This is a genomic window from Spirosoma profusum (assembly GCF_014699005.1).
Lineage (GTDB): Bacteria > Bacteroidota > Bacteroidia > Cytophagales > Spirosomataceae > Spirosoma > Spirosoma profusum.
Map to the genome: position 1 here is coordinate 280,708 of NZ_JACWZY010000005.1, position 22,609 is coordinate 303,316.

Genomic DNA, 22,609 nt, shown 5'->3' on the forward strand with positions numbered 1-22,609 from the left:
AAAAAAGCAGCAAACATCCCTGCTTGCTGCTCTGCGTTCTGTTGAAGAGTTGGTCGTCGCTGACTGCGCATTCAACGCGGCCAAACTCCGCTCACAACCGGTCTATTGCTCGGTGTGATTGCCGTACATTCTTTCTTTGTAGGCTGCTTTGATAATCTCGGTGCGACGCTTTACCGACGGTTTTTGAAAAGCCGTCCGCGACCGCAACTGCCGTAACACGCCCGTTTTCTCAAACTTCTTTTTGAAGCGTTTGAGGGCCTTGTCAATCGACTCGTTGTCCTTTACGTTAATGATAAGCATGTTTTAATATTGTGTTTTAGCTAAAACTGGACGGCAAAGATAATAGCTTTGCGACTATGAAACAAGCTATTATTGATTTAGGCACCAATACCTTCCACTTATTTATCGCCGAAAAAAATGGCTCGGCAGTCACTACATTGTTTCGCGAAAGTAGACCAGCCAAGATCGGAATGGCCGGTATAAATCAGGGAATTATTACCGAAGAAGCCATAGGTCGGGCGCTGAACGTACTGACGTATTTCCGGAGCATACTCGACCAGCACAACGTAGCACCCGAACACGTAACGGCCATTGGTACCAGTGCGATTCGAGTGGCGAAAAATCAGGCTGAATTTATCGAGCGCGTTTGGGAAGCGACGGGTATCCGGATTCAGGTAATTTCGGGCGATCTGGAAGCCGATTACATTTATCGGGGGATTCGCGCGGCTGGTGCGCTTGATGATGCTACGTCGCTGGTTATGGATATTGGCGGAGGAAGCGTTGAGTTTATTCTAGGAAACCAAAATCGGATTTTCTGGAAGCAGAGCTTTGAAATTGGCGGTCAACGGCTGCTCGAACGATTTATGACCACCGATCCGATTAGTTCGGGAAGCGTTCAGCGACTACGTACTTATTTTCAGGAACAGTTGTTGCCGCTTGCCAACGCCATTCACCAATACCAGCCAACAGTTTTGGTGGGATCGTCGGGTTCGTTCGATACGTTGGCCGATATGTGGTTCATGCACGAACACGGCCACCTGCCCGACCCCAATCAGACAACATTTACAGTGCCGATGGCCGAATTTTATCGATCTTATCAATTGCTCATCGCCCGTAATCGTGACGAACGGATGGAACTTCCCGGTATGATTTCGCTACGTGTCGATATGATTGTAGTAGCTTTTTGTCTGATTGACTACGTATTAAAGGCGTACGACATTTCGGAGATTAGAACGTCAACGTATTCATTGAAAGAAGGGGTGTTGGCTTCGTTTAATGCATAATGGTAATGAACCGCAGGTCGGCCCAGATTGAGCAACGTAGCAGGAACAGGTAAGTTTTGCGTCTTATATTCTTTCTAAACTCAAGCTAGTCTATTCATTATTCTGCATTCTACTTTTTTATTACGTAGCGATGAAAGCCGAAACTAACGCCCGTTCCTCGTACAATAACCTGATTTATACCGCTTTCATCATTGGCGCTGTAACCATTGCCCTCGTTTTTCCGGGGCCGTTCACGCAAATCGGTGATTTTCCGCTCAAAAAGTTGATTGTGCCCTTGCTGCAAATCATTATGCTGGGAATGGGTACTACCATGTCGATTAAAGATTTTGAAGGTGTTATTCAGCAGCCACGAGCCGTATTAGTTGGCGTTGTATGTCATTTCATCATTATGCCGCTGCTGGGCTATACGTTGGCCAATACGTTCAATTTCCCTCCCGAAATTGCAGCTGGCGTAGTACTCATCGGCTGTTCTCCGAGTGGGCTGGCCTCGAACGTAATGTGCTTCATTGCCAAAGCCAACGTACCGCTCTCCATCACTGTAACGACAATTTCGACTCTGCTGGCTCCGTTTCTGATGCCCGCACTGATGAAATTACTGGCCGGTCAGTTTATCGAGATTTCATTTACAAAAATGATGCTTGAAATCATTCAGATTGTGATTCTGCCGGTAATCGTCGGCCTTGCACTGAACCGGATTTTTCATAAATCAGCGGTGGTCATTAACCGAATTATGCCGCTGATTTCGATGGGTGGTATCGTTCTGATTGTGGCCATCATCACCGCTGCCGGCCGCGATAGCTTGCTAACCGTTGGCTGGACACTAGCATTCTGCGTATTGATTCATAACCTCACCGGTTTCACACTCGGGTACTGGTCGGCCCGGTTGTTTGGCATGGATGAACAAAGCTGCCGTACGGTAGCCATTGAAGTAGGTCTGCAAAATGGGGGCCTGGCATCGGGCATTGCGGTACAAATGGGCAAAGTGGCCACTGTTGGACTAGCCCCTGCCCTCTTTGGCCCCATCATGAACACCACTGGCTCGCTGCTGGCAACGTACTGGAGCCAGCGCCCACCCAAAGAAGTCTCCCAACCCAGTACGTCGCCCCAAACTGTTTAGTTGTAAAGTTGTAGGGTTGCAAAGTTGGCTCTACATCAGTAAAACTTTTAAAAAAAGTTGCATATACAACTTTAACTCATAATCTTTACAACATGAACACCGAAACGTACTGTATTGCGGGTCGATTGCGGATGCTGGCGCGGGTGATATCGGGTCGTTACAACGAAGCGTTCACGGGCGAAGGCGTTACGTTCGCACAGGCGGGTTTGCTCATGCACATATTCGCGCAGCCGGGCGTTCGTCAGGCGGAGCTTTCGAAACGATTGCAGATTGAGAAATCGGCGATGAGTCGCGATGTGCAGTTGCTACAAAAAAACGGCTGGTTGACCGATAATATACGTAGCGGTCTTTATCTGACCGAAGAAGGCCGACTTTTAGCCAAACGATGCCACAAAATCTGGAAGGCATTGAACCAGCAGGTTTGGGCCGAACTAGGTCCCGACGCTACGTTGGGTCTGACTGTTTTCTCTGATAACGTAATCACCAAACTTATTTCCTAACCAATCATTCTTACTACGTATGACAACTGAATCCATTCGGCAAATGTGGCAAATGAGCCAGGCTCCTTCATTGGGCGCTACTCGCAAGCTCACCCCTGCTACGTATCGTCATCGACTCACCGCTGAAACCGCTTCGGCAGGTTTTATTGCCCTGCATACGGCCGAGGTGATGCACCGTTTTGCTTACATGCTGTTCGGACGGCCCGTCAGTATTCCGCTTCAAACCGTGGGTGGCGTTTCTGACGAAGGCCAGCCCTTTGATCTGGTCGCTGTTCAGCAATCTGTGGAAGACGCGTTTGCCATGATTACGGAACAGATTGGCCAGCTTACCGACGAGCAATGGGCTGAACCTATTCCATCGCCTTTCGGTGAGTGGCCGCGTGTGCAGGTGTTGATCTTTCTAATGCATCACAATTCCTATCATGCTGGTCAAATTGCGCAGGCAGCCAAAAAAGGGACCGAAGTTGCTCGATTAGAACCGCAACCTTGAGCAAAATAGTACCGTTATGAAACCTTCCTTTCTGCAAACACAACGTAGCGAATCGTTTAAATCGTGGCGCTTTCGGACATTCATGAACTGGTATCCGATGTATTTCGGCACGGGTGGAAAAATCCTCTTCTGGTCGAGTGATTGGCGGGAAGTACACGTTCGACTTCGGCTGAACCTCTGGACGTATAATTACGTCGGGACCATTTTCGGCGGCAGCCTGTTTGCAGCTTCAGACCCGTTTTACATGCTCATTATTCTCCACAATCTAGGCAATCAATACGTTGTCTGGGATAAATCGGCCAACATTCGATTTCGTAAACCAGGTCGTCAAACACTCTACGCCCGTTTCGAACTCACCGACGAACAACTTGATACGATACGTCAGGACGTAGTACTGAATGGCCAGACTGAAAAAACGTTTCGCGTGCAATGGATCGACAAAAACGGGACGGTCTATGCCGAACTCGAACGCTTATGCTACGTTGCCGACAAAGACCATTACGAGCAACGGAAGCGCGACAATCAACAATCACGCTTTCATCGGTAAACGCTTATGTTACAGGAACATCACCTGTCTGTTCGTCGGACGGCCCGTTACTACACACTGGGCGAACTAACTTCTCAGACAAAAAATATCTGGTTTTGTCTGCATGGCTTCGGACAATTAGCCCGATACTTCAGCCGAAAATTCGAGAGCCTGGTTAATGAGGAAACCGTTGTGATAGTTCCAGAAGGTTTATCGCGGCTGTACCTGAACGGCGAGTTTCAGCGCGTAGGTGCTTCATGGCTTACCCGCGAGGCCAAAGACGAGGAAATTGCTGATTTCCTGGCCTATCTGAATACGTTGTACGACCGTATTCTGAAAGGCCAAGCCCCTAAACAGTTTCATATTACGTTATTGGGTTTTTCGCAGGGAGGTGCTACGGCCTGTCGCTGGCTCAACGACGGGCATATCCGCGCTAACCGGCTCATTCTCTGGGCAGGCTTCTTCCCTAATGGCCTTACCGACGTAATAGATTCGGCCAAACTGACTTCGGTTGATATGCACTACGTTTATGGCAAGCAGGACGAGTATTTTAACCTGCTCGATGATGTCGACGCTTATTTACTTCGAATGCAGGAAGAGGTACCCAATCTGCAAATCACTGACTTTGTAGGTGGCCATCGGGTTGAACCTGAAATACTGCACAAGCTTCTGCTCACTACTACGCACAAAGCATAACCAACTAGCTTACTGGCAATCTTTTGGGTACACAATTCAGGTCATTATGAAGCAATGTAATATGGCTGTATGGCTCTGTCACGTCAAATCTAATCGAGTGGTCCCTTTCTTCATTAAAATTTACTTCAGTTTTACCGTTAAATAAACAGATCGAGGCAGGAAATTCTGTTCGGAATATATTTACATCAGCCTAACAGCATATTACACACCAATACCTGACCTTTATTAATAGTTAGTCTGTCCTTTCTTCGGCAGATAGTCATACCACTCTAATATAGTCTGTAAGCGTTAACTAAACCATACGCAAACGAGTAAGACGTATTAAACGTCGTTAATACATAACAGTATTTTTCTGGAAAGCTATCTCAGAGCCTGCCAATCGGGTTCAGGTAATTTTTGTTGCCAAAATCAAAAAATTACTGACTATGAAAATTGTAAGTTTTTCATTAGAGCAAACGAATAAATATTTCGGCAAAATAGACGGCACAAGATTTTATATTGGGAGTCGTGTTCCATATGAAGGCTTTAAAGGATTGATGAATGTAATCGGTCAATCTACGCAACGATATAACCGGTTTGATTTCCGTAATGAATATGGTTTTTGGGCTGATTTTATTCATCCAACAGCAGCGGCTGAAGGTGGCTTTTTCCACACGTTAAATACATACGATAAAGCGCGATTTACTTTCTCTTTTCTTCAATACGGTGCTCACGTACCGAAAGGAGATTTTGTAGCTTATTTTCGATCCATACTTAAACTACCATTGGCAGCAGAATATTTTCCTGATTTAAAATTAGAAAATAACCGAATCATACGAATTACTGACGACGGCGACGTAGTACTCGAATCAGATACATCGACGGAAGGATTAATGTATTATTTGAATCCAACATTACGTGAGGTTGAAGACACTGAAGTTATTCAGGCTGCGAAATTAATTCACTGGGCACAAAATGATCCTAGGCATCGCTCAGTACAAATTGATGTAGGTATAAAGCATTTTAAGAGTAAGCTCGTAGAATATGCGCAGGCTTATGGACTAGATGGGAAACCCGATACAATTTGCCTGGCCGTTTGTGATATCCGCCACCAGGGACGTGCCAAAAGTGCGGTTATAAAAGCTGCGCTACAAAGCTCAAATCCACTAAAAGCGTTACTGGAAATTGGCGAACCTAAATACCATGAACGATTACTAGTTATCAGGCGGGAAATCAATCGTCTACTAGACGAGGGAACGCTGGGTAAACGAAAATATAGTCTGGCAAAAAAAGATTTCGTTGCGATCTAAAAAGTTCAAAAATGCTACGACAGGCGCTCGAAGGGATAAAAACAGAGCTGAATACCTATTTGCTGGCAGCTCTGGCCAATGGCTCTACGGAACCTGTTGTGAAGCTATTAAACATTGCCAACGTAGACAGCAACGGGCAGGCTGTTACTGACAACGTAATTATGTCCTTAGTCAACATTGAGGAAGAAACAACGTTAAAAAATGGGTCGATGTACAGGCAGCAATCGATAACAGCCATTGAGCGGGTAAACCCAACTTTATTCCTGAATTTTTATGTACTCTTTGCCATCAACTCAACTACGGAAACGAATTATTTAAACGCACTATTATTACTATCCAACGTACTAAGTTTCTTTCAACAAAATCGTGTCATTTCAAAAGACAATGCGCCTACCCTTGACCCTAAAATTGAAAAATTAATCATTGAATTATACTCACCAAATTTCGAACAATTAAATCATTTATGGGCTATGCTTGGAGGAAAATACATGCCCTCTGTTTTGTACAAAGTAAGATTATTAATGATTGAAGATGCCACGTCTGAATTAAGTTCACTCATTACGTCAGTTGAAATAGATAGTAAACGACTATGATTAAATTCGGTTACGATATATTATTCTCTATTCGGCTTTTGCATGATTATTATGAAGGCGCTACGTCGGATATGACTATCGTACCTACAGCGGATTGCGAAGAAACATTACGTAATCATGGGCTTTTATTTAGATCTATATCTGGAGGTGGTTTAATTTTATTTTCACTAAATGAAAAGAATGAAATTCATCGAAAAATTCAGGCATTATCACGTTTCAGATTTTTAATTATACTACGTAATGCTACGTTTAACAATTTCACTAATCTATCATATCCAGCTAAAAAGCTCGGAAGAAAGATTTATTATTTCTCAAACGTAGCAAATAATGGTGTTATTGATGCATCAACTACCTTGCCTAAGGGAATAGGCAATAAAATTGACAGTACCGATTTATATTGGCTAGTAAATCCAATTTTAAAAATCCCATTAGGGGGAAATTTCAATCAGGTAACATTAAGTAGAATAATGCCTGGAAGTGGCAAGACCATATTGAAAACATTCCAGACGGCAGTATTAGAAAAGTTAGTTATTGATTTACAGAAAATAGACAATACGTTAAACTCACCACTAGCCTTAAAAGAGGGGAATTATATTCTAGATTTTAGCGGGCCTTCGCCGAAAACAGAGCAGATTTATTTCGATGTAGCTCTTTGGAAATCTAATGCGTGGGGTTTGATCGAAATTATGAAAGATAACACAATTAATTATGCTGCAAAAACCGAATATACCATCACTGCCAAAGCGAATCCGTGGTCGTATTATTTGATCGATCCGGCCAATAAAGTAACTATCAACAATAATACCTTGACCAACGTATCGACCGCGACAACGGGGCTGGCCGGACTGGCGCTAACCTGGGTTCAGGAAGCTGATTTAGAAGCGGACAGTTACGAGCAACGCCGATACGCTCAGCTTAAGAATATACATACTGGCACCCGCATTTTTCTGCTCCGCTCAAACCGGGGTATGCCTCGAACCGCTGAATCGAAGGTGAGCGTAAAACTGACGCTGGACGGTGTTCAGCGTACCCTGCCCAATCCCAAAGGAACTCAATCAATAGCAGACATTATCCAAACTCTTTAAGGCCAATGGAAAATTTTAGCACCCCCGGTGTGTATGTCAGGGAAGTTCCCAAGTTCCCTCCCTCGGTGGCACAGGTCGAAACGGCAATACCGGCTTTTGTCGGCTATACAGAACGGCTTGTTTTTGAAGGAGAAACCTTACAGAATAAGCCAGTTCGGATTGAATCGCTGGCGCAGTATCAGCAGATTTTCGGCGGGGCCTACCCTGTACCTGTGACAACACTCACGCTCGATGCACTAGGGAAAGTGACGAGTGGTTTGGGCGACCTGAATACGTTGCAGCGGTTCCGGCTGTTTCAGAACCTGCAATTGTATTTTGCCAATGGAGGTGGCCCGTGCTACATCGTAGCGGTGAACAACTATTTCTCGGCACCCGCCACACCTCGTGCCGTCGATTCCGCCGAGTTAATTGCGGGTGTCGATGCGCTTTCTAAAGAAGACGAACCTACGTTACTTGTTGTGGCCGATGCGATTGGTGTTACCGATCTGGCTAAATACCATTCCATAGTAACAACCGCATTGCAACAGTGCGCCGATCTGAAAGACCGATTCTTAATTGCCGATGTGCAAACAGCCGGGCAAACCTCAATGGCAGTCGCTGTAGGCGCATTTCGGGATGGAATCGGCACGAATAACCTCAGCTACGGAGCCACTTATCATCCCTACCTGCGAACGATCATCAATTTTGAATACGACGAAACCGCCGTTGTTATCAATCAGGCGGGTAGCCCGAACGACGGCTTCAAACTCAGCGAGCTGAAGCTGGGAAAATCGGTAGGGACTAAAATGGTAACAAACACAAGTTTGTACGAGGCCATAAAGAAAGAGATAGCGAAGCAAACTGTAATTCTGCCGCCAAGCAGTGCTATGGCAGGTGTTTATGCCAGCGTAGATCGCACTAGGGGTGTCTGGAAAGCGCCTGCCAATTTCAGCCTGAATTTCGTGCGCGAAGTAACTGACAAAATCGACGATCTCACCCAACAGGAATTGAACGTTCACACGACCGGTAAGTCGATTAATGCGATACGTTTCTTCGAGGGCAAAGGCAATCTCGTGTGGGGAGCGCGCACTTTAGCGGGCAACGACAACGAGTGGCGATACGTATCAGTACGTCGGTTTTTCCTGATGGTAGAAGAGTCGGTCAAGAAAGCGACGGAACCGTTTGTGTTCGAGCCGAACGACGCTAATACCTGGGTGAAGGTGAAAGGCATGATCGAGAATTACCTGTTTCTGCAATGGCGGGCCGGGGCGCTGGCGGGCGCTAAACCTGCTCAGGCGTTCTACGTAAATATCGGCTTAGGACAGACCATGACCGCGCTGGACATTCTGGAGGGCCGCATGATTGTAGAAATCGGTATGGCCGTCGTTCGACCTGCTGAGTTCATCATTCTGCGCTTTGCTCATAAGATGCAGGAGTCGTAAGTCATTACACCATAACCCTAGAAACTCCTTCCTTTTTTATGCCTACGACCTACAGTACTCCCGGTGTGTTTGTCGAAGAACAAACACTGTTTCCGCCTTCGGTGGCTGCGGTGGCTACGGCGATTCCAGCTTTTATTGGGTACACCGCCAAAGCGCAGGACGATTCGACCAATCAACCGCTGAATAATCGGCCTACCCGCCTGTCGTCGCTGCTCGAATATGAACTGTATTTCGGTGGCGATTTTGCACCGACGACTTACGACGTAGTGGTTACCAACAACGCCATTACGTCCATTACGCCAAAAAATGGTATTAACAATCGGCGGTATTACCTCTATAAAGCCGTTCGAAACTATTTCGACAACGGGGGCGGTCCGTGCTACGTTGTGTCGGTGGGCGTGTATCCATCTCCTGTTCAGATTGGTACGTTGACCACCGATTTATTGGGTGGCCTGGACGCGATCCGACGATTCGATGAGCCAACTATCCTGCTGTTTCCTGATGCGGTGGAGTTACCCGATGCTGCTACGTTGGGAACGCTACAAAAATCTGCCCTCGTCCAGTGCGCTGATTTACAGGATCGGTTTGTGATCATGGATATTCAGGGTGGGTTTCAGAAAGCGTCTGTTATCAATGATCCTATTGCCAATTTCCGCGACAATATTGGTACAGACAATCTGAAATACGGTGCAGTTTATTACCCCTGGCTGGTTTCAACCTACGTGCAGGATTTGACATTCAGCAGTCTGGCCTTCAAAAAGCCCGATCCAGTTAACGCTGGCGCAGTAGTTGCCATGCTTCCCGCCGATCTGGAAGCGCTCAGTGCTGTACTTACCGATGTCACTATGGTCCAGCAGACACTGCGAACCGGCGCTGATAACGTACTGTTTCTGAATGCACTTGCTGGTGCCACTACGCCCCCTTTGACCAGTGCTACGATTAGCCCGCTGAAAGCGCAGTTTGATCGACTGGCCGCTACGTTCCTGAATACTACGTCCAACAGCACTCGTGAGCAGTTTGCTGCAATTCTGACGTTTGTCCGCACACTGACGCTGTCTTTACAGACTTTGGATTCTGCTACGTTGGCCACGTCGCTACGTTCCTCGCTCAATGCATTGAAAACCGATGCTACGTTCACGGGTGGTATTGTCAGCCTGATAAAAATTGAGAAAAACGCGGGTCTGTTGGCCGACTTGATGCCTGCCGGGCGTGATGCTGCGGCTGTCGATACGTCCTACGCCAGCCTGAACAACACCGGTTGGATCGGCAATGTGCAGGTTTCTACGCTGACCGCCGACACGACTATTAACGTAGCGGCAAACGGTGCGACGACCATTAAAGCCAAAGGCACCAACGTACTCAACGCCGACCTGTTTTCGCCATTCGTTCAACGGCTTATCAATACGGTCGATAATCTGTACCAGTCGTCGTTGTTAAACCGCACAATGGTTGAACAGCAGTTGTTTACGCAGCATCCCTGGTTCAAAGGATTGGCTGCCCGCTTCCGGCGCGACATGGCACTCATACCCGCTTCCGGCGCTATGGCGGGCGTTTATGCCAGCGTAGATCGTACGCGGGGCGTCTGGAAAGCACCCGCCAACGTCAGTCTGAATGCGGTGGTTGGTCCGGCGGTAAAACTGGAAGACCGCGATCAGGAAAGCCTGAATATTCACCCCACGGGCAAGTCGGTGAACGTAGTGCGGGCATTCACGGGTAAGGGTGTGCTGGTTTGGGGTGCCCGAACGCTGGCTGGTAACGACAACGAATGGAAATACGTGCCGGTACGTCGATTTTTCATATTCGCCGAAGAGTCCATCCGCAAAGCCACTGAGCCATTCGTTTTCGAGCCGAACGATGCTAACACCTGGGTTCGGGTGAAGGCAATGGTCGAGAATTTTCTGACGCTGCAATGGCGGGCCGGAGCACTGGCCGGAGCCAAACCGGACCAGGCGTTTTATGTGAAAGTGGGCCTGAACGAAACCATGACCGCTTTAGACATTCTGGAAGGACGTATGATTGTCGAAATAGGCATGGCCGCCATACGACCCGCCGAGTTCATTATTCTTCGGTTTAGCCACAAAATGCAGGAATCGTAATCTTTAACCAATAACCAAATGGCAACTTATCCATTACCCAAATTTCACTTTCGGGTGGATTGGGACGGTATCGCTAACGCAGGCTTTACCGAAGTTACAGGCCTTGAAGTCACGACGGAAAAAATCGAATACCGCGACGGGGTGAGTCCTGAGTTTTCCAAAATAAAAATGCCAGGTATGCAAACCTTCGGCGACATTACGTTAAAACGCGGCAGTTTCAAGGGCGATAATGAGTTTTACAACTGGTGGAATAGCGTGGCGCTCAATACCATCACCCGACGAAACGTAACGATCAGCCTGCTTAACGAAGCGCATGAACCGGTGGTGGTCTGGAAAGTAAAAAACGCCTGGCCGCTGAAAGTAACGTCCTCCGATCTTAACGCGGGCAGTAATGAAGTAGCAGTCGAAACGCTGGTCCTGGCTCACGAAGGCGTATCCATCGAACATACCTAAAAATGAGTGATAAATGATGAACGATAAATGCAGCTAACGCAATTACTCATCACTCATCACTCATCACTCATCACTCATCCAATGGACCTAAGCTATCCCCACGTTGGCTTTCATTTCTCGGTCATTTTCGAGTTGTTTCCGCAGTTCCCGAACGACATCCGCTTTCAGGAAGTATCGGGGCTAACGGCCGAGGTCGAAACCGAGTCGTACAACGAAGGCGGTGAAAACCGACTGGTGCATCAGCTGCCGGTACGTACCAAATACAACGACCTGACGCTGAAACGGGGGAAATTCCTGGGATCGGGGGTATTGCACTGGTGCCGCAAAGCGATTGAAAAGCAGGAGTATACCCCCACGAATCTGATGATTTCGCTGCTGGACGAGAACCACCTGCCCATTTATAACTGGTACGTAGTGCACGCTCTACCCAAACGTCTGGAAATCGGTGCGTTCAACGCCGAACGTAACGAAATAGTGATTGAAACGATGGTGCTTCAGTACCACTATTTCAAATACTACGATCCGGCCAGCGTAGCAATGGATTTGGCCGGTAGTCTGACCGCATCGGCGAACATCAATATTGGCTTTTAACCTTACCAAGATTATGCCCATTGAGATTCGCGAACTGATTATTCGGGCCAGAGTCGAGGAAATCGGAGCGGCCAACCCTGCCCAAAACGGAGGACGTAACAGCCAGAACACCATGGCCGAACGTGAAGCCATTGTGGCTGCCTGTGTGGAACAGGTACTGAAAATACTGGCTGATAAACAGGAACGATAACGTAATACATTCAGGCTATGATACTTGATACGTTGCTGGCAAAAGGAAATCTGACCAAGATGACCATCACGGCGCTCCAGCCCAACCCAGACCCCGAGAGTAAGCCCGTGCCCTCCGCGAATCCTGATGATACGTTTACGGTGTTGGTTAACCCCAATACGTACCGGATCAATTATAACCTGAATTACAATCGCCCACAGGTACCGGGAACGAGCAGCACACCCGCTCAATACGTTAGTTCGGAGCCGATCAGCATCGACTTCGAAATCCTATTCGACGGAACTGGAGTGATTCCCAAACAGCCCTCCACTAACCCACTGGAAGGAGTACCCATCGCGGGAGCCATTGCCGGGGGGATTGCGGGCATAACCGGGGGCGACAAACCGTACGACGTAGCGAAGCAGATTAAAACCTTCACTCAGTTGGTGTATGAATACAACGGCGATCAGCACCACCCGAAACGGGTACAGATCAGTTGGGGAAATCTGGTTTTTTTCGGTGCCCTGAAAAGCCTGAGTTATCAGTTTAAACTTTTCGGGCCGGACGGTACGCCCCTACGAGCCGTAGCCACCGTGAGCTTCGAGAGTCACTTACCTGACTTTCTGCGTGAGGCTATTACCCAACCCTCCTCGCCTGATCTAACTCACCTCAGAACCGTGCAGGAAGGTGATACGTTGCCCCTGATGTGCTACCGGATTTACGGCGACTCAACGTATTATTTAGCTGTTGCCAAAGCCAACAATCTATTGAATTTCAGACGTATTGACGTTGGGCAAAAGCTATTCTTCCCACCTCTTGACGCCACGAAACCATGAGCGCTCCCCGTCGGCTACCCATTGCGAAAAACACCGATCTGGTAACCTTCACCATTAAAGTGAATGGCGAGGCTATTGCCCGAACCATCGGCGTAACTGCGGTTGTCGTGACTAAAGAAATCAACCGGATTCCAACCGCCAGATTGACGCTGGTCGATGGAAATGCTGCCACCAGCGACTTCACGGTGAGTAATCAGGAAACATTTGTACCAGGCAACGAGATTGAAATTCTGGCAGGGTATCACTCCGACGAAGCCACCATTTTTAAAGGCATCATCATTCGGCACGGGGTTAAAATCAGGAGTAATTATTCGCAGCTTCTGGTAGAATGCAAGGACGTAGCGGTGAAGATGACAGTCGGCCAGAAAAGTAAATTCTTCATTGATAAAAAAGACAGTGAAATCATCGAGGAAATTCTGGGCGATTATACTGATCTGACGTCAACTGTTGAGTCAACCAGCGTTCAGCACAAACAACTGGTTCAGTATCAGGCTACAGACTGGGATTTTATAATTAGCCGGGCCGAAGCCAATGGACTGGTTTGTTTGGTCAGCGATGGTGAGTTGAACATCGTCAAACCGTCTCTGGATGGTGATGCACTGGCTTCTCCCCTCTTTGGCGCGACGATTATGGAACTGGATGCTGAAATCGATGCTCGTCAGCAGCCAAAAAGCGTGAAAGCCATCGCCTGGGACGCTGCCGGACAGGACGTAGCAGAAGTCACAGCCGCCGACCCCGGCTGGCCCGAAACCGGCAACCTGCCCAGCACTGACCTGGCTGACGTGATTGGCTTAGAAACCACTACGTATTACCACGGCGGCCAACTTCCCTCTGACGAACTGCAAAGCTGGGCCGATGCCCATCTGCTACGTGATCGGATGGCCAAGACGCGGGGTCGGGTCAAGTTTCAGGGCATGGCCACGGTGCTGCCGGGAGTTATTCTGGAACTGGCCGGCATTGGTAACCGACTGAACGGCAAGGTATTCGTCTCAGGGGTGAGGCACGAACTCTCCAATGGCAATTGGGTGTGCGATGCTCAGTTTGGCCTAAATCCAGTTTGGCATACGCAGCAGATGGATGTCAATTACCCGGCGGCATCGGGGCTGCTACCGGCTGTGCGCGGGCTACAAATCGGTGTGGTTTCTCGATTGGACGACCCGGAAGGCGAAAACCGCATTCAGGTGAAAGTACCGACCATCAGTACGGCGGAGGAAGGCATCTGGGCGCGGATTTCGACCCTAGATGCTGGTAATCAACGAGGAACGTTTTTTCTGCCGGAAGTGGGCGACGAAGTCATTGTTGGCTTCCTGAATGAAGATCCACGCTTTGCCATCGTGCTGGGCATGGTCAACAGCAGCAATAAACCAGCCCCGCTAACAGCCGCCGACGCGAATCCGGAAAAGGGTTACGTATCACGCGAAAAATTAAAACTCGTGTTCAATGACGAGAAAAAAAGCATTACGGTCGAAACTCCCGGCGGTCGAAAAATTACGCTCGACGACGACAAGAAACATATTCAGTTAGAAGATAAAAATGGAAACCGGATCCTACTGTCGGGAAATGGAATTTCGATTGAAAGCGCGGGTGAACTGGTGCTGAAAGCTCAGAAAGACATCAAAGTAGAAGGAAAGATGAATGTAAACATGAAGGCCACGCTGAATTTTAAAGCAGAAGGTTCGGCAGGTGCCGAGGTTTCAAGTAGCGCGATTACCGTGCTGAAAGGGTCGCTGGTGCAGATAAACTAAAATCAACAATCAATGGCTGAACTATTTCTGGGCAAGGGCTGGAGTTTTCCACCCTCCTTCGATAACCGCACGAAAACGGTCATGGTGAGTGAGGGCGAAGACGACATTCGCGAAAGCCTTCAGATTCTGCTGGGCACCCGCATCGGCGAACGTATCATGCGGCCCGCCTATGGGACCAGCTTAGATCGACTGATGTTCGACGCCATCGACACCACAATGGTGGCTACGTTGGAAAAAGACCTGGAGTTTGCCATTGCCCTCTATGAGTCGCGGATAACACTGAAAGAATTATCGGTGCTTCAGGATCAACAAGTTGAAGGTCGGTTACTGATCGTGGTCGACTATGTAGTTGGCAAAACGAATACCCGCAATAATCTGGTCTATCCCTTCTACATCAATGAGGGAAGCGAGAAAGCAAATGTAAAATGAACAATGAGTAATGGATAATGTGGGGTCGTTACAGGCCTCCTCTCTACGACAACAGGCTTAATTATCCATTATTCATTAACCATTATCAATTTATGGCTCAGGATTTCAGACCGAACGAATTACTTCGCAACGACGGCACCAACCAACTGGAACGGATGATGCCGACGCTGGAGCCGACGTATGCCAAAGTTGATGAGCGGACTCCGGCCGATTTCCTGAAATATGCGTACCAGTTCGCCAAAGAAATCCGCTATTACAACAACCAGAATCAGCCTGAAGGCGACTGGACACCTTTTTTCGACTATTTCCTGCAGGATGCCGCTACGGGCGATATGCGTAGTCTGCCCCAGATCACCCGCGAACTCGATAGTCGGTCAGACCTGCCTCCACATCTGGTGCTGTTCCTAACCTTCCTGAAGCTATATACCCACGCCCAGCAGGACCTGAACAACCTCACCCAAAAGCATCTCGATTATTATTACAGAACCATTCTCGGCATTAAGCCCAAACTCGCTCTGGCCGACACAGCGCATGTTGTTTTTGAATTAGCCCGGCAGATTCCTGATTTCCGGATTCCGCAGGGCACACTCCTCGATGCAGGAAAAGACTCCGACGGTAATCCCATTCGCTATCAGACCGAACGCGATATAGTCATTAATCAGGCTCGTGTAGCGTCTCTGAAAACCCTGTTTATCGAACAAACGCCTACTTCGGGAACACGTATTCAGGTAGCACAAAAAGCGGATGCAACTCCCTCCTGGCGACCATTCGGCACCACCCAGACCAATCGCCCAAGTGACGAACAACTCATGACGGCCGGTTCATTGGGGATTGCCATTTCCACCCCAAATCTGTTGCTCAGCGAAGGGACACGAACCGTTAGCCTGTCAGTTTCATTAGCAAACACGGGCCTGACTGCCAATTCGCTAGGTGGTTCGTTCCGACTGTATTTCTCAGGCGAGAAGGGCTGGATTGAGCCAGATTCGATTTCTGAAATCAGTATTAAAATTAGTGGAGACACACCCGTTTTATTCATCAGGGCCACACTGTCGGCCATACAACCAGCCATTGTTGCCTATGATGATGAGGTTTTAAATGAAGGCTACATCACTCCCTTCCCTATCCTAAAACTGATTCTTAATCAAGAATTTAGCCAATATGAAAGTCTAAAAAACCTGATTATCAACTCCATTCGTATTCGGGTGGCTGTCAATGGCGTAAAAAGTCTGGTTGTGCAGAATGAAGAATCGTTGGTTGATCCGGCTAAGCCATTTATGGCATTCGGTTCACAGCCCACTCTAGGCTCCAGTCTGTACATTGGCTCGGAAGAAATATTGACCAAGCGGCTCACTTCGCTACTTATTCGCATCGAGTGGCATAAGTTGCCTCCTCACATCGACGATTATTACGAGGGCTATTTTCCACCCAGCCAAAATCCGCTGAACCAGAACAGTTTTGGCGGAAATCTCTTTTTTCTATCAAAGGGGCAATGGCAACTTCTAGCCCCCAACTTCACACTGTTCAGCGGGACCGATGGCAAGCTGCTAACCATTTCAGTAGATAACAGCCTCTTTCGAAATTTTGATCAGAACCGGGAAATTATAAATGAACCTATCGAATCGTTCAACATCCGGACAAACAGCGGCTTCGTCCGGCTTGAACTGGATTCTCCCCGCTTTCCTCTTTTCGATTTCGAAGCGTTCGGTCATGCACTGTTTCCAATTCTTTATGCCCAACGAGCCGTCGCGCTCAGCCGATTTACGGGCGCCGGCGACCCACCAGTATTACCTAACCAGCCTTATACACCTCAAATCAAGTCGCTGAGTATTGACTACGTTTCTGAGGAAACTTTTACGCCCAACCCAACACGTACCGATAACCTGTTCTGGTACATTGAACCCTTTGGGCATCGGGATTTGGTGGCCGGAGAATCGGTAATGGTGTTGCCGCCTATTTCCGGAGTCGCGCACAGTTACATCGGACTGGAGCGGTTTACGCCCCCACAAACTATCAGTCTGCTCGTCCAAACCGAAGATGGCACGGCGCAGGCCAATACGCCTGCCGATTTGCTCAGCAGCCGTGATATTACCTGGAGTTACCTGGCTGGAGACCGCTGGATCGACATCGCTACGTCTGACGTACTGGCCGAAAGTACTGAAGGGTTTCAGAAGGCAGGTATTGTGATGCTTGATATTGGCCGACGGGCCAGTACGCAACACACACTGATGCCCAGCGGATTGGTCTGGATTCGGGCGCGGGTCGATTCAGCCAGGAAAGCTGACGGAGCCAGCAACGTACGGGCGATTCGGGCCCAGGCTGTTGAAGTAGTTTTTACACCTTCGTCGCCCACGCAAACGCCGAAAGCCATTGCGGCCAATACAATCAAAAAAGTTGTAACGCCCCAAGCCGCCATACGTAGCGTAGAACAACCGTTTGCGTCGTTCGGAGGTCGCCCGGCGGAAACCGATACGTCCTACTACACCCGAGTGAGTGAACGGCTTCGACACAAAAACCGGCTGTCAGGTTCGTGGGATTATGAGCACCTGATTCTGGAAGCATTCCCGGAAGTGTTCAAAGTTCGCTGTTTGCCACATCGACAACCTGGTCAGGTACAGTTGATTGCCGTTCCAAACCTACGCCATAAAAACTACGGCAATCCACTCGAACCACGTTGCAGCACTGTGCTTCTCCGACGTATCGAGGACTTTCTGAAACCCTTCATGTCAACTTTCGTGAAGGCGACGGTTAGCAACCCGACTTACGAGCAGATTTTACTGGATTTCAAGGTGTCATTTCGCGCCGGGAAAGATGCCGGTTATTTCGCGAAAGTCCTTAACGATGAAATTATCCGGTTTCTGTCGCCCTGGGCTTTCGAGGAAGGACGCGACATTCCATTTGGCGGAAGGGTCTATAAATCAGACTTGTTGGCTTTTGTGGAAGAACGCGACTATGTAGACTTCGTGACCGAGTTTTCGATGTATCATCTCTATCCTGGCCCACCAAGGGGCGGTATTCATACGATGACCATCGGAAAAGATTTTTTCATTAATCAGCCCATTTCGGCCACCATCAACGGAAGTACAGGCGGGGCAATTGGCAGCGATTTCGTGATCGGTCAACCCGTCGATAGTACGCTGCTTTCCCCCGACTCACCAGCCATTATCGTGTCGGCAGCCCAGCATCGTATTACGTCCCTGTCGGCGGACGAACTCGCTGGCTACGGTACGGACAGACGTAGTGGCGTTGGCTACATGGTGATCGGGCTGGATTTCGACGTAACGGTATAACAAAAAACAACCTTCTTACTATCAGTCAATTATGGCACAGACACGCTCCGAACTAAGAATCAAGTTCAGTGATGGTAAACGTCCTTCCGGGGACGACTTCGCCCAGTTAATAGACTCATTTATTAATCCTCTGGAAGATAACATCAAAAAGGATGGGAACGGCAACTTCATCATTACGTTAGGAAATACCAATGCCGGACCAGCCGGTACACTCCGGTTTACAGCTCAAAAAGTGCAGTTTTTCGACGGCACTACCTGGCAGGATATGGGTGGCGGTTCGGGTGGCGGGTTCCAGCCTGTGGGGGCTACGCAGAATATTGCCTACAACAATGGAAGCGTTGGGATTGGTACGAACAACGCCCAGCCAGCGGGTAAACTGGAAGTGGTACAGGGATCGGGCGAATTTTCCAAATTTGGTAATGCAGTAGCAGGTAATGGAGCAGCTACGTCTGCATCGGCGGCCCAGTTCAGTCACTTCTCATTCGCGAATAATAATGCTTTCGCCCTCCGGCAAACTGTCCAGGGAGATGTAAATCTCAATGCACCAGACCAAAAGAAACTAGTTTTATCACACAACGGTACCCTGGCTCGGCTAACCATCACCGAAAAAGGCAACGTAGTGATTGGAAGTAATACTGATATTACGGCAACTCCGCTCCCTACTCCTGGTCCTGCTGATCCGGCAATCTTACCGATTTTTCAGGTCAGTGGCAGGGCTTTTAAAACATCAGGAGGGCAAACCTGGGAGCAGCCATCCGATTCACGATTGAAGAAAGACATTCAGCCGTTTGTAGATGGGTTGGCCAAGTTACTTCAGATTAATCCTGTCCGGTTCAAATACAATGGACTGGCACAAACACCCACCGATACGGAAGAGGTTGGCGTTCTGGCTCAGGAAATTGCCGACGTAGTGCCTTATACGGTTTCGAGTTTCAGCGCCCCGCTGAATCCCGGTGAAGCCCCTACCGACGACTTGCTGATGTTCAACCCAAGTGCGCTGACATACGTACTGATTAATGCCGTAAAAGAGCTGGCTGCCAAAGTGCAACAGTTGGAAAAAGCCCTTGTCGCGGCTGAGTAGCCGGTGATTCCATCATGAGCAACCCAATCGTCATATCGAAAGCGAAGCCCGTCACTAAGAGTCAGGACTATGCTCTGTTGGTGCAGGAAGGGCTTGCCTGCATCCGGCAATGGGCGGGCGATAGCTGGACAGATCATAACGTCCACGACCCCGGTATTACCCTGCTGGAAACGCTCAGCTACGCCCTCACGGAACTGGGTTACCGAGGACAGATTGATATCGCTCAATTGCTGGACAAACGCCTGTCGCCCGACTCGATGGCGCTCTATGCGCCTGAAAAATCGCTGGTTTGTGAGGCCATTACAGCCGAGGATTTTCAGAAACTGCTCATTACGTTGCCTGAGGTCAAGTACGCTCAGGTGAAACCAGCCGCCAACGTAGCAATCAACGGACTGTATGACGTGCTGGTAGAATGGGAAGATGGCGACCTCAATGATAGCCTGGTTTCCGACGTAGTAACCGCCAACGGCAGATCGTTTACGGTAGAGTTTGCGTTTCCGTATTGGGATGAACCTTCCGTAACCGCCTGGAGCCTTCCCGTCGTTCTGAATCAGATAGCCGGTGTAGGACAACCGCTGCCGCAACTGATTCCATTCGAGGAAGATGAACTGAATGATTATTTCACAAACGTCGACGTAACGTTTGCCACCAACCAGACGACCCGGCTCACGATTGTGATACGTTTAGCCAGCCAACCCAACGTAGCAGATCGATCGGCGCTGGAGCAGGCGATTGTTGCCCGACTCACGCAGGTTAGTGCGGGATCGCCGGTGGAGACGTATCGTTCGCGGGTGGCTACGGTGTTCGGGCAGATGAACGCGGTGAAAACCCTGCTCGCCAGTCACCGCAATTTGAGCGAAGAATTTATCGGTTTCAAATCCGTTCGTACGCAGGAAATAGCCCTTCGTGCTTCGGTCGAACTGTCCATCGAAGCCGATGCTCAGCAAACGCTGATCGAGATGCTATCGGCTATTGATCTGTTTATCGACCCGGTTATTCGCTTTTCCAACTTAGTGGATTTATTGGCCGACGGACTGCCGATCGAGTCTATTTTTGATGGCCCGCTCCTATCGGCAGGTTTCCTGCGCACCTTCGAATCTTCGACACAAACGCAGTTGTATGCCTCCGATCTGCTTCGCCAGATGTTGCAGACCAGTACGGGGCAACGTAATAACGACGTGATTGCGGTTGAGAATTTTTCAATGAGCAGCTATGTCCGCAATCGACTCACCACACGGAACGCCATCAATAGCCTGACGTTGCTGACCGATGAGCAGTTTCAGCCAAGACTCAGTGTACTTAAATCCGAAATCACTTTTTTTCGCAACGGCGCCGAGATTTCCTACGACAGTCAGCAGGTAGTACAGGGCGTTCTGGCCAGGCGAAAACAGGCTTTTGCGTCTTCGACGGCACCCGTAGTCCAACCTGCGCTACCCCCGGTTTCAGCGGCTGGCTGGAACCCGGAAACAATTGCGGATTATCACTCCATCCAGTACGATTTGCCACTTATTTATGGCTTACAGGCTGGTGTTCCCGACAGTGCAACTCCCCTTCGAAAAGCGCAGGAAAAACAGTTAAGGGGGTTTCTGCTGGTATTTGAGCAGTTACTGGCCAACCATCTCAGCCAGTTAGCCAATACGTCAGGGTTTTTCAATTTCGAAGCCGAAACACCCAATACGTATTTTTTCCAGCCGCTGTACGACAGTCCGCACATCGACCAGTTGCTACGTGCTTTCCCCGTTTCGGGAAATTCGGACGATTGGTATACGTTTCGGGGTGACCAAAGTAATGCCTACCTACAACGCTTACGGACTTCGGCCGAATCTCCTCCGGAAATGCTTCGGCGCAAACACCGGGTGCTCGATCATCTGCTGGGCCGATTTAGTGAGGAGTTACTGGAATTGAGTCGGTTAGAATACACCCTCAGCCAGCAGGAAGCGACTTCACTGGAGGCTATGGAACGTATCAGACTAGCCACTTCCCGGCGGTTGCTACGTTACAAAGCAGCCTTTTTACGTGACCTGTGCGAATCGCAGGCGGGGCGAGCTACGGGACTTTCAAAACAGTCGGTTACTACGTTGTCAGGTCTGGAACGTAGCGTGTATCGGAAAGCAGGAATTACCCGAAACGAACGCCAACCACAGATTCGGCCCTTCTCCGATTTTTTCGAGATTCAGAATAGTGGCGTGAATCTGGAAAATTACCGACTTAAGGACGCAGCCAACGTAGTGCTATTGACCAGTGTACAGTCGTTCCCGACCGTTCCCGCACGTACTGTGTTCGACGGTATCCGAACAGCCATTCGCTTCGGGGTTGATCCCAGCTACTACCAGCTTGAGCAAACCGGCGCTGCTCAGTGGCGGGTCAATCTGATCGATGATTCAGGTATCGTTTTGGCACGTAGCGCCACAACATTCACCCGTCAGGCCGATGCAGGAATCTTTATCCAGACTACCTCGACGTTTCTGTATGCTACGTATAGCAATGAAGGTTTTTATCTGATTGAGCATGTTCTGCTACGTCCTCAGAAGGCGGGCGACACAAAATTCGGTACGTTAGACGATCCTTACTCGTTCCAGATAACGCTTGTATTTCCGTCGGGTTACGAACACGACTTTAACGTAGCAAACGCCCTGCCTACACCCGGTTTGCCACATCGGTTTCGGCAGAAAGATTTCCGGAATTACGTCGAAGCGGTGGTGCAGCAGGAATGCCCGGCCCATATTGTACCTACCATTGTTTGGTTAGATGTAAATACCAACCCAGCGGCCCTGAATGCCTTATCGTTCGACGCGCTGGAAACCTTTTACCGAACGTGGTATGGTCATTTCCTGGCCGATACGCTCAACACAACGGCCGGAACTCGTGCCAGAAATCAACTCGTCAAATTCTTAACCAGCTTGTATTCAACCCTTGCCTGAC

Annotated in this window: 21 protein-coding genes; 20 read left to right on the forward strand and 1 reads right to left on the reverse strand. The window is 48.9% G+C overall.

The window, feature by feature from the left end; all coding sequences use genetic code 11:
* Positions 1-102: 102 nt before the first annotated feature.
* Positions 103-300 carry a 30S ribosomal protein S21 gene (gene rpsU / locus IC229_RS08835; RefSeq protein ID WP_012924721.1) on the reverse strand — a complete coding sequence of 66 codons (198 nt, stop codon included), beginning with the start codon at positions 298-300 and terminating at the stop codon, positions 103-105.
* Between the two features lie 56 nt (positions 301-356).
* On the opposite strand from rpsU, the gene IC229_RS08840 reads away from it, so the two are divergent.
* The 20 genes from IC229_RS08840 to IC229_RS08935 all read left to right on the forward strand — a co-directional run bounded on the left by IC229_RS08840 (position 357) and on the right by IC229_RS08935 (position 22,608).
* Positions 357-1,283 carry a Ppx/GppA phosphatase family protein gene (locus tag IC229_RS08840; RefSeq protein WP_190886593.1) on the forward strand — a complete coding sequence of 309 codons (927 nt, stop codon included), beginning with the start codon at positions 357-359 and terminating at the stop codon, positions 1,281-1,283.
* 130 nt (positions 1,284-1,413) lie between these two features.
* The gene (locus tag IC229_RS08845) at positions 1,414-2,400 is read left to right on the forward strand and encodes a bile acid:sodium symporter family protein (protein ID WP_190886594.1); all 987 of its coding nucleotides are present in this window, start codon (positions 1,414-1,416) and stop codon (positions 2,398-2,400) included.
* Between the two features lie 92 nt (positions 2,401-2,492).
* On the forward strand, positions 2,493-2,900 hold the full coding sequence (locus tag IC229_RS08850; protein ID WP_190886595.1) for a MarR family winged helix-turn-helix transcriptional regulator: 408 nt from the start codon (positions 2,493-2,495) through the stop codon (positions 2,898-2,900).
* A gap of 19 nt (positions 2,901-2,919) precedes the next feature.
* Complete coding sequence (locus IC229_RS08855; protein WP_190886596.1) at positions 2,920-3,390, forward strand: DinB family protein; 471 nt, start codon at positions 2,920-2,922, stop codon at positions 3,388-3,390.
* Positions 3,391-3,406: 16 nt separating this feature from the next.
* Positions 3,407-3,937 carry a DUF4442 domain-containing protein gene (locus IC229_RS08860; RefSeq protein WP_190886597.1) on the forward strand — a complete coding sequence of 177 codons (531 nt, stop codon included), beginning with the start codon at positions 3,407-3,409 and terminating at the stop codon, positions 3,935-3,937.
* 6 nt (positions 3,938-3,943) lie between these two features.
* Positions 3,944-4,612 carry an alpha/beta hydrolase gene (locus tag IC229_RS08865; RefSeq protein ID WP_190886598.1) on the forward strand — a complete coding sequence of 223 codons (669 nt, stop codon included), beginning with the start codon at positions 3,944-3,946 and terminating at the stop codon, positions 4,610-4,612.
* Positions 4,613-5,037: 425 nt separating this feature from the next.
* Positions 5,038-5,901: a hypothetical protein gene (locus IC229_RS08870; protein WP_190886599.1), complete on the forward strand. Its 864-nt coding sequence runs from the start codon at positions 5,038-5,040 to the stop codon at positions 5,899-5,901.
* An 11-nt stretch (positions 5,902-5,912) separates the two neighbouring features.
* A complete protein-coding gene (locus IC229_RS08875; protein ID WP_190886600.1) occupies positions 5,913-6,494 on the forward strand; it encodes a DUF4255 domain-containing protein in 582 nt (193 codons plus the stop codon).
* Complete coding sequence (locus IC229_RS08880; protein ID WP_190886601.1) at positions 6,491-7,579, forward strand: hypothetical protein; 1,089 nt, start codon at positions 6,491-6,493, stop codon at positions 7,577-7,579. The genes IC229_RS08875 and IC229_RS08880 overlap by 4 nt, the downstream gene beginning before the upstream one ends.
* A 5-nt stretch (positions 7,580-7,584) precedes the next feature.
* Positions 7,585-9,000 carry a phage tail sheath family protein gene (locus IC229_RS08885; RefSeq protein ID WP_190886602.1) on the forward strand — a complete coding sequence of 472 codons (1,416 nt, stop codon included), beginning with the start codon at positions 7,585-7,587 and terminating at the stop codon, positions 8,998-9,000.
* 38 nt (positions 9,001-9,038) lie between these two features.
* Complete coding sequence (locus IC229_RS08890) at positions 9,039-11,096, forward strand: phage tail sheath C-terminal domain-containing protein (protein WP_190886603.1); 2,058 nt, start codon at positions 9,039-9,041, stop codon at positions 11,094-11,096.
* A gap of 18 nt (positions 11,097-11,114) precedes the next feature.
* A complete protein-coding gene (locus IC229_RS08895) occupies positions 11,115-11,549 on the forward strand; it encodes a phage tail protein (protein ID WP_190886604.1) in 435 nt (144 codons plus the stop codon).
* A gap of 81 nt (positions 11,550-11,630) precedes the next feature.
* The gene (locus IC229_RS08900) at positions 11,631-12,140 is read left to right on the forward strand and encodes a phage tail protein (protein WP_190886605.1); all 510 of its coding nucleotides are present in this window, start codon (positions 11,631-11,633) and stop codon (positions 12,138-12,140) included.
* 13 nt (positions 12,141-12,153) lie between these two features.
* The gene (locus IC229_RS08905; protein ID WP_190886606.1) at positions 12,154-12,330 is read left to right on the forward strand and encodes a DUF5908 family protein; all 177 of its coding nucleotides are present in this window, start codon (positions 12,154-12,156) and stop codon (positions 12,328-12,330) included.
* A 17-nt stretch (positions 12,331-12,347) separates the two neighbouring features.
* Positions 12,348-13,145: a CIS tube protein gene (locus IC229_RS08910; protein WP_190886607.1), complete on the forward strand. Its 798-nt coding sequence runs from the start codon at positions 12,348-12,350 to the stop codon at positions 13,143-13,145.
* Complete coding sequence (gene vgrG, locus IC229_RS08915) at positions 13,142-14,890, forward strand: type VI secretion system tip protein VgrG (RefSeq protein WP_190886608.1); 1,749 nt, start codon at positions 13,142-13,144, stop codon at positions 14,888-14,890. The genes IC229_RS08910 and vgrG overlap by 4 nt, the downstream gene beginning before the upstream one ends.
* Positions 14,891-14,902: 12 nt before the next feature.
* A complete protein-coding gene (locus IC229_RS08920) occupies positions 14,903-15,319 on the forward strand; it encodes a GPW/gp25 family protein (RefSeq protein WP_190886609.1) in 417 nt (138 codons plus the stop codon).
* Between the two features lie 92 nt (positions 15,320-15,411).
* The gene (locus IC229_RS08925) at positions 15,412-18,606 is read left to right on the forward strand and encodes a baseplate J/gp47 family protein (RefSeq protein WP_190886610.1); all 3,195 of its coding nucleotides are present in this window, start codon (positions 15,412-15,414) and stop codon (positions 18,604-18,606) included.
* A 31-nt stretch (positions 18,607-18,637) separates the two neighbouring features.
* Entirely contained in the window at positions 18,638-19,687 is a 1,050-nt protein-coding gene (locus IC229_RS08930) for a tail fiber domain-containing protein (protein WP_190886611.1), read from the forward strand.
* 14 nt (positions 19,688-19,701) lie between these two features.
* Positions 19,702-22,608 (forward strand): hypothetical protein, encoded by a 2,907-nt coding sequence (locus tag IC229_RS08935; protein WP_190886612.1) that lies wholly within the window; start codon positions 19,702-19,704, stop codon positions 22,606-22,608.
* Position 22,609 lies beyond the last annotated feature (1 nt).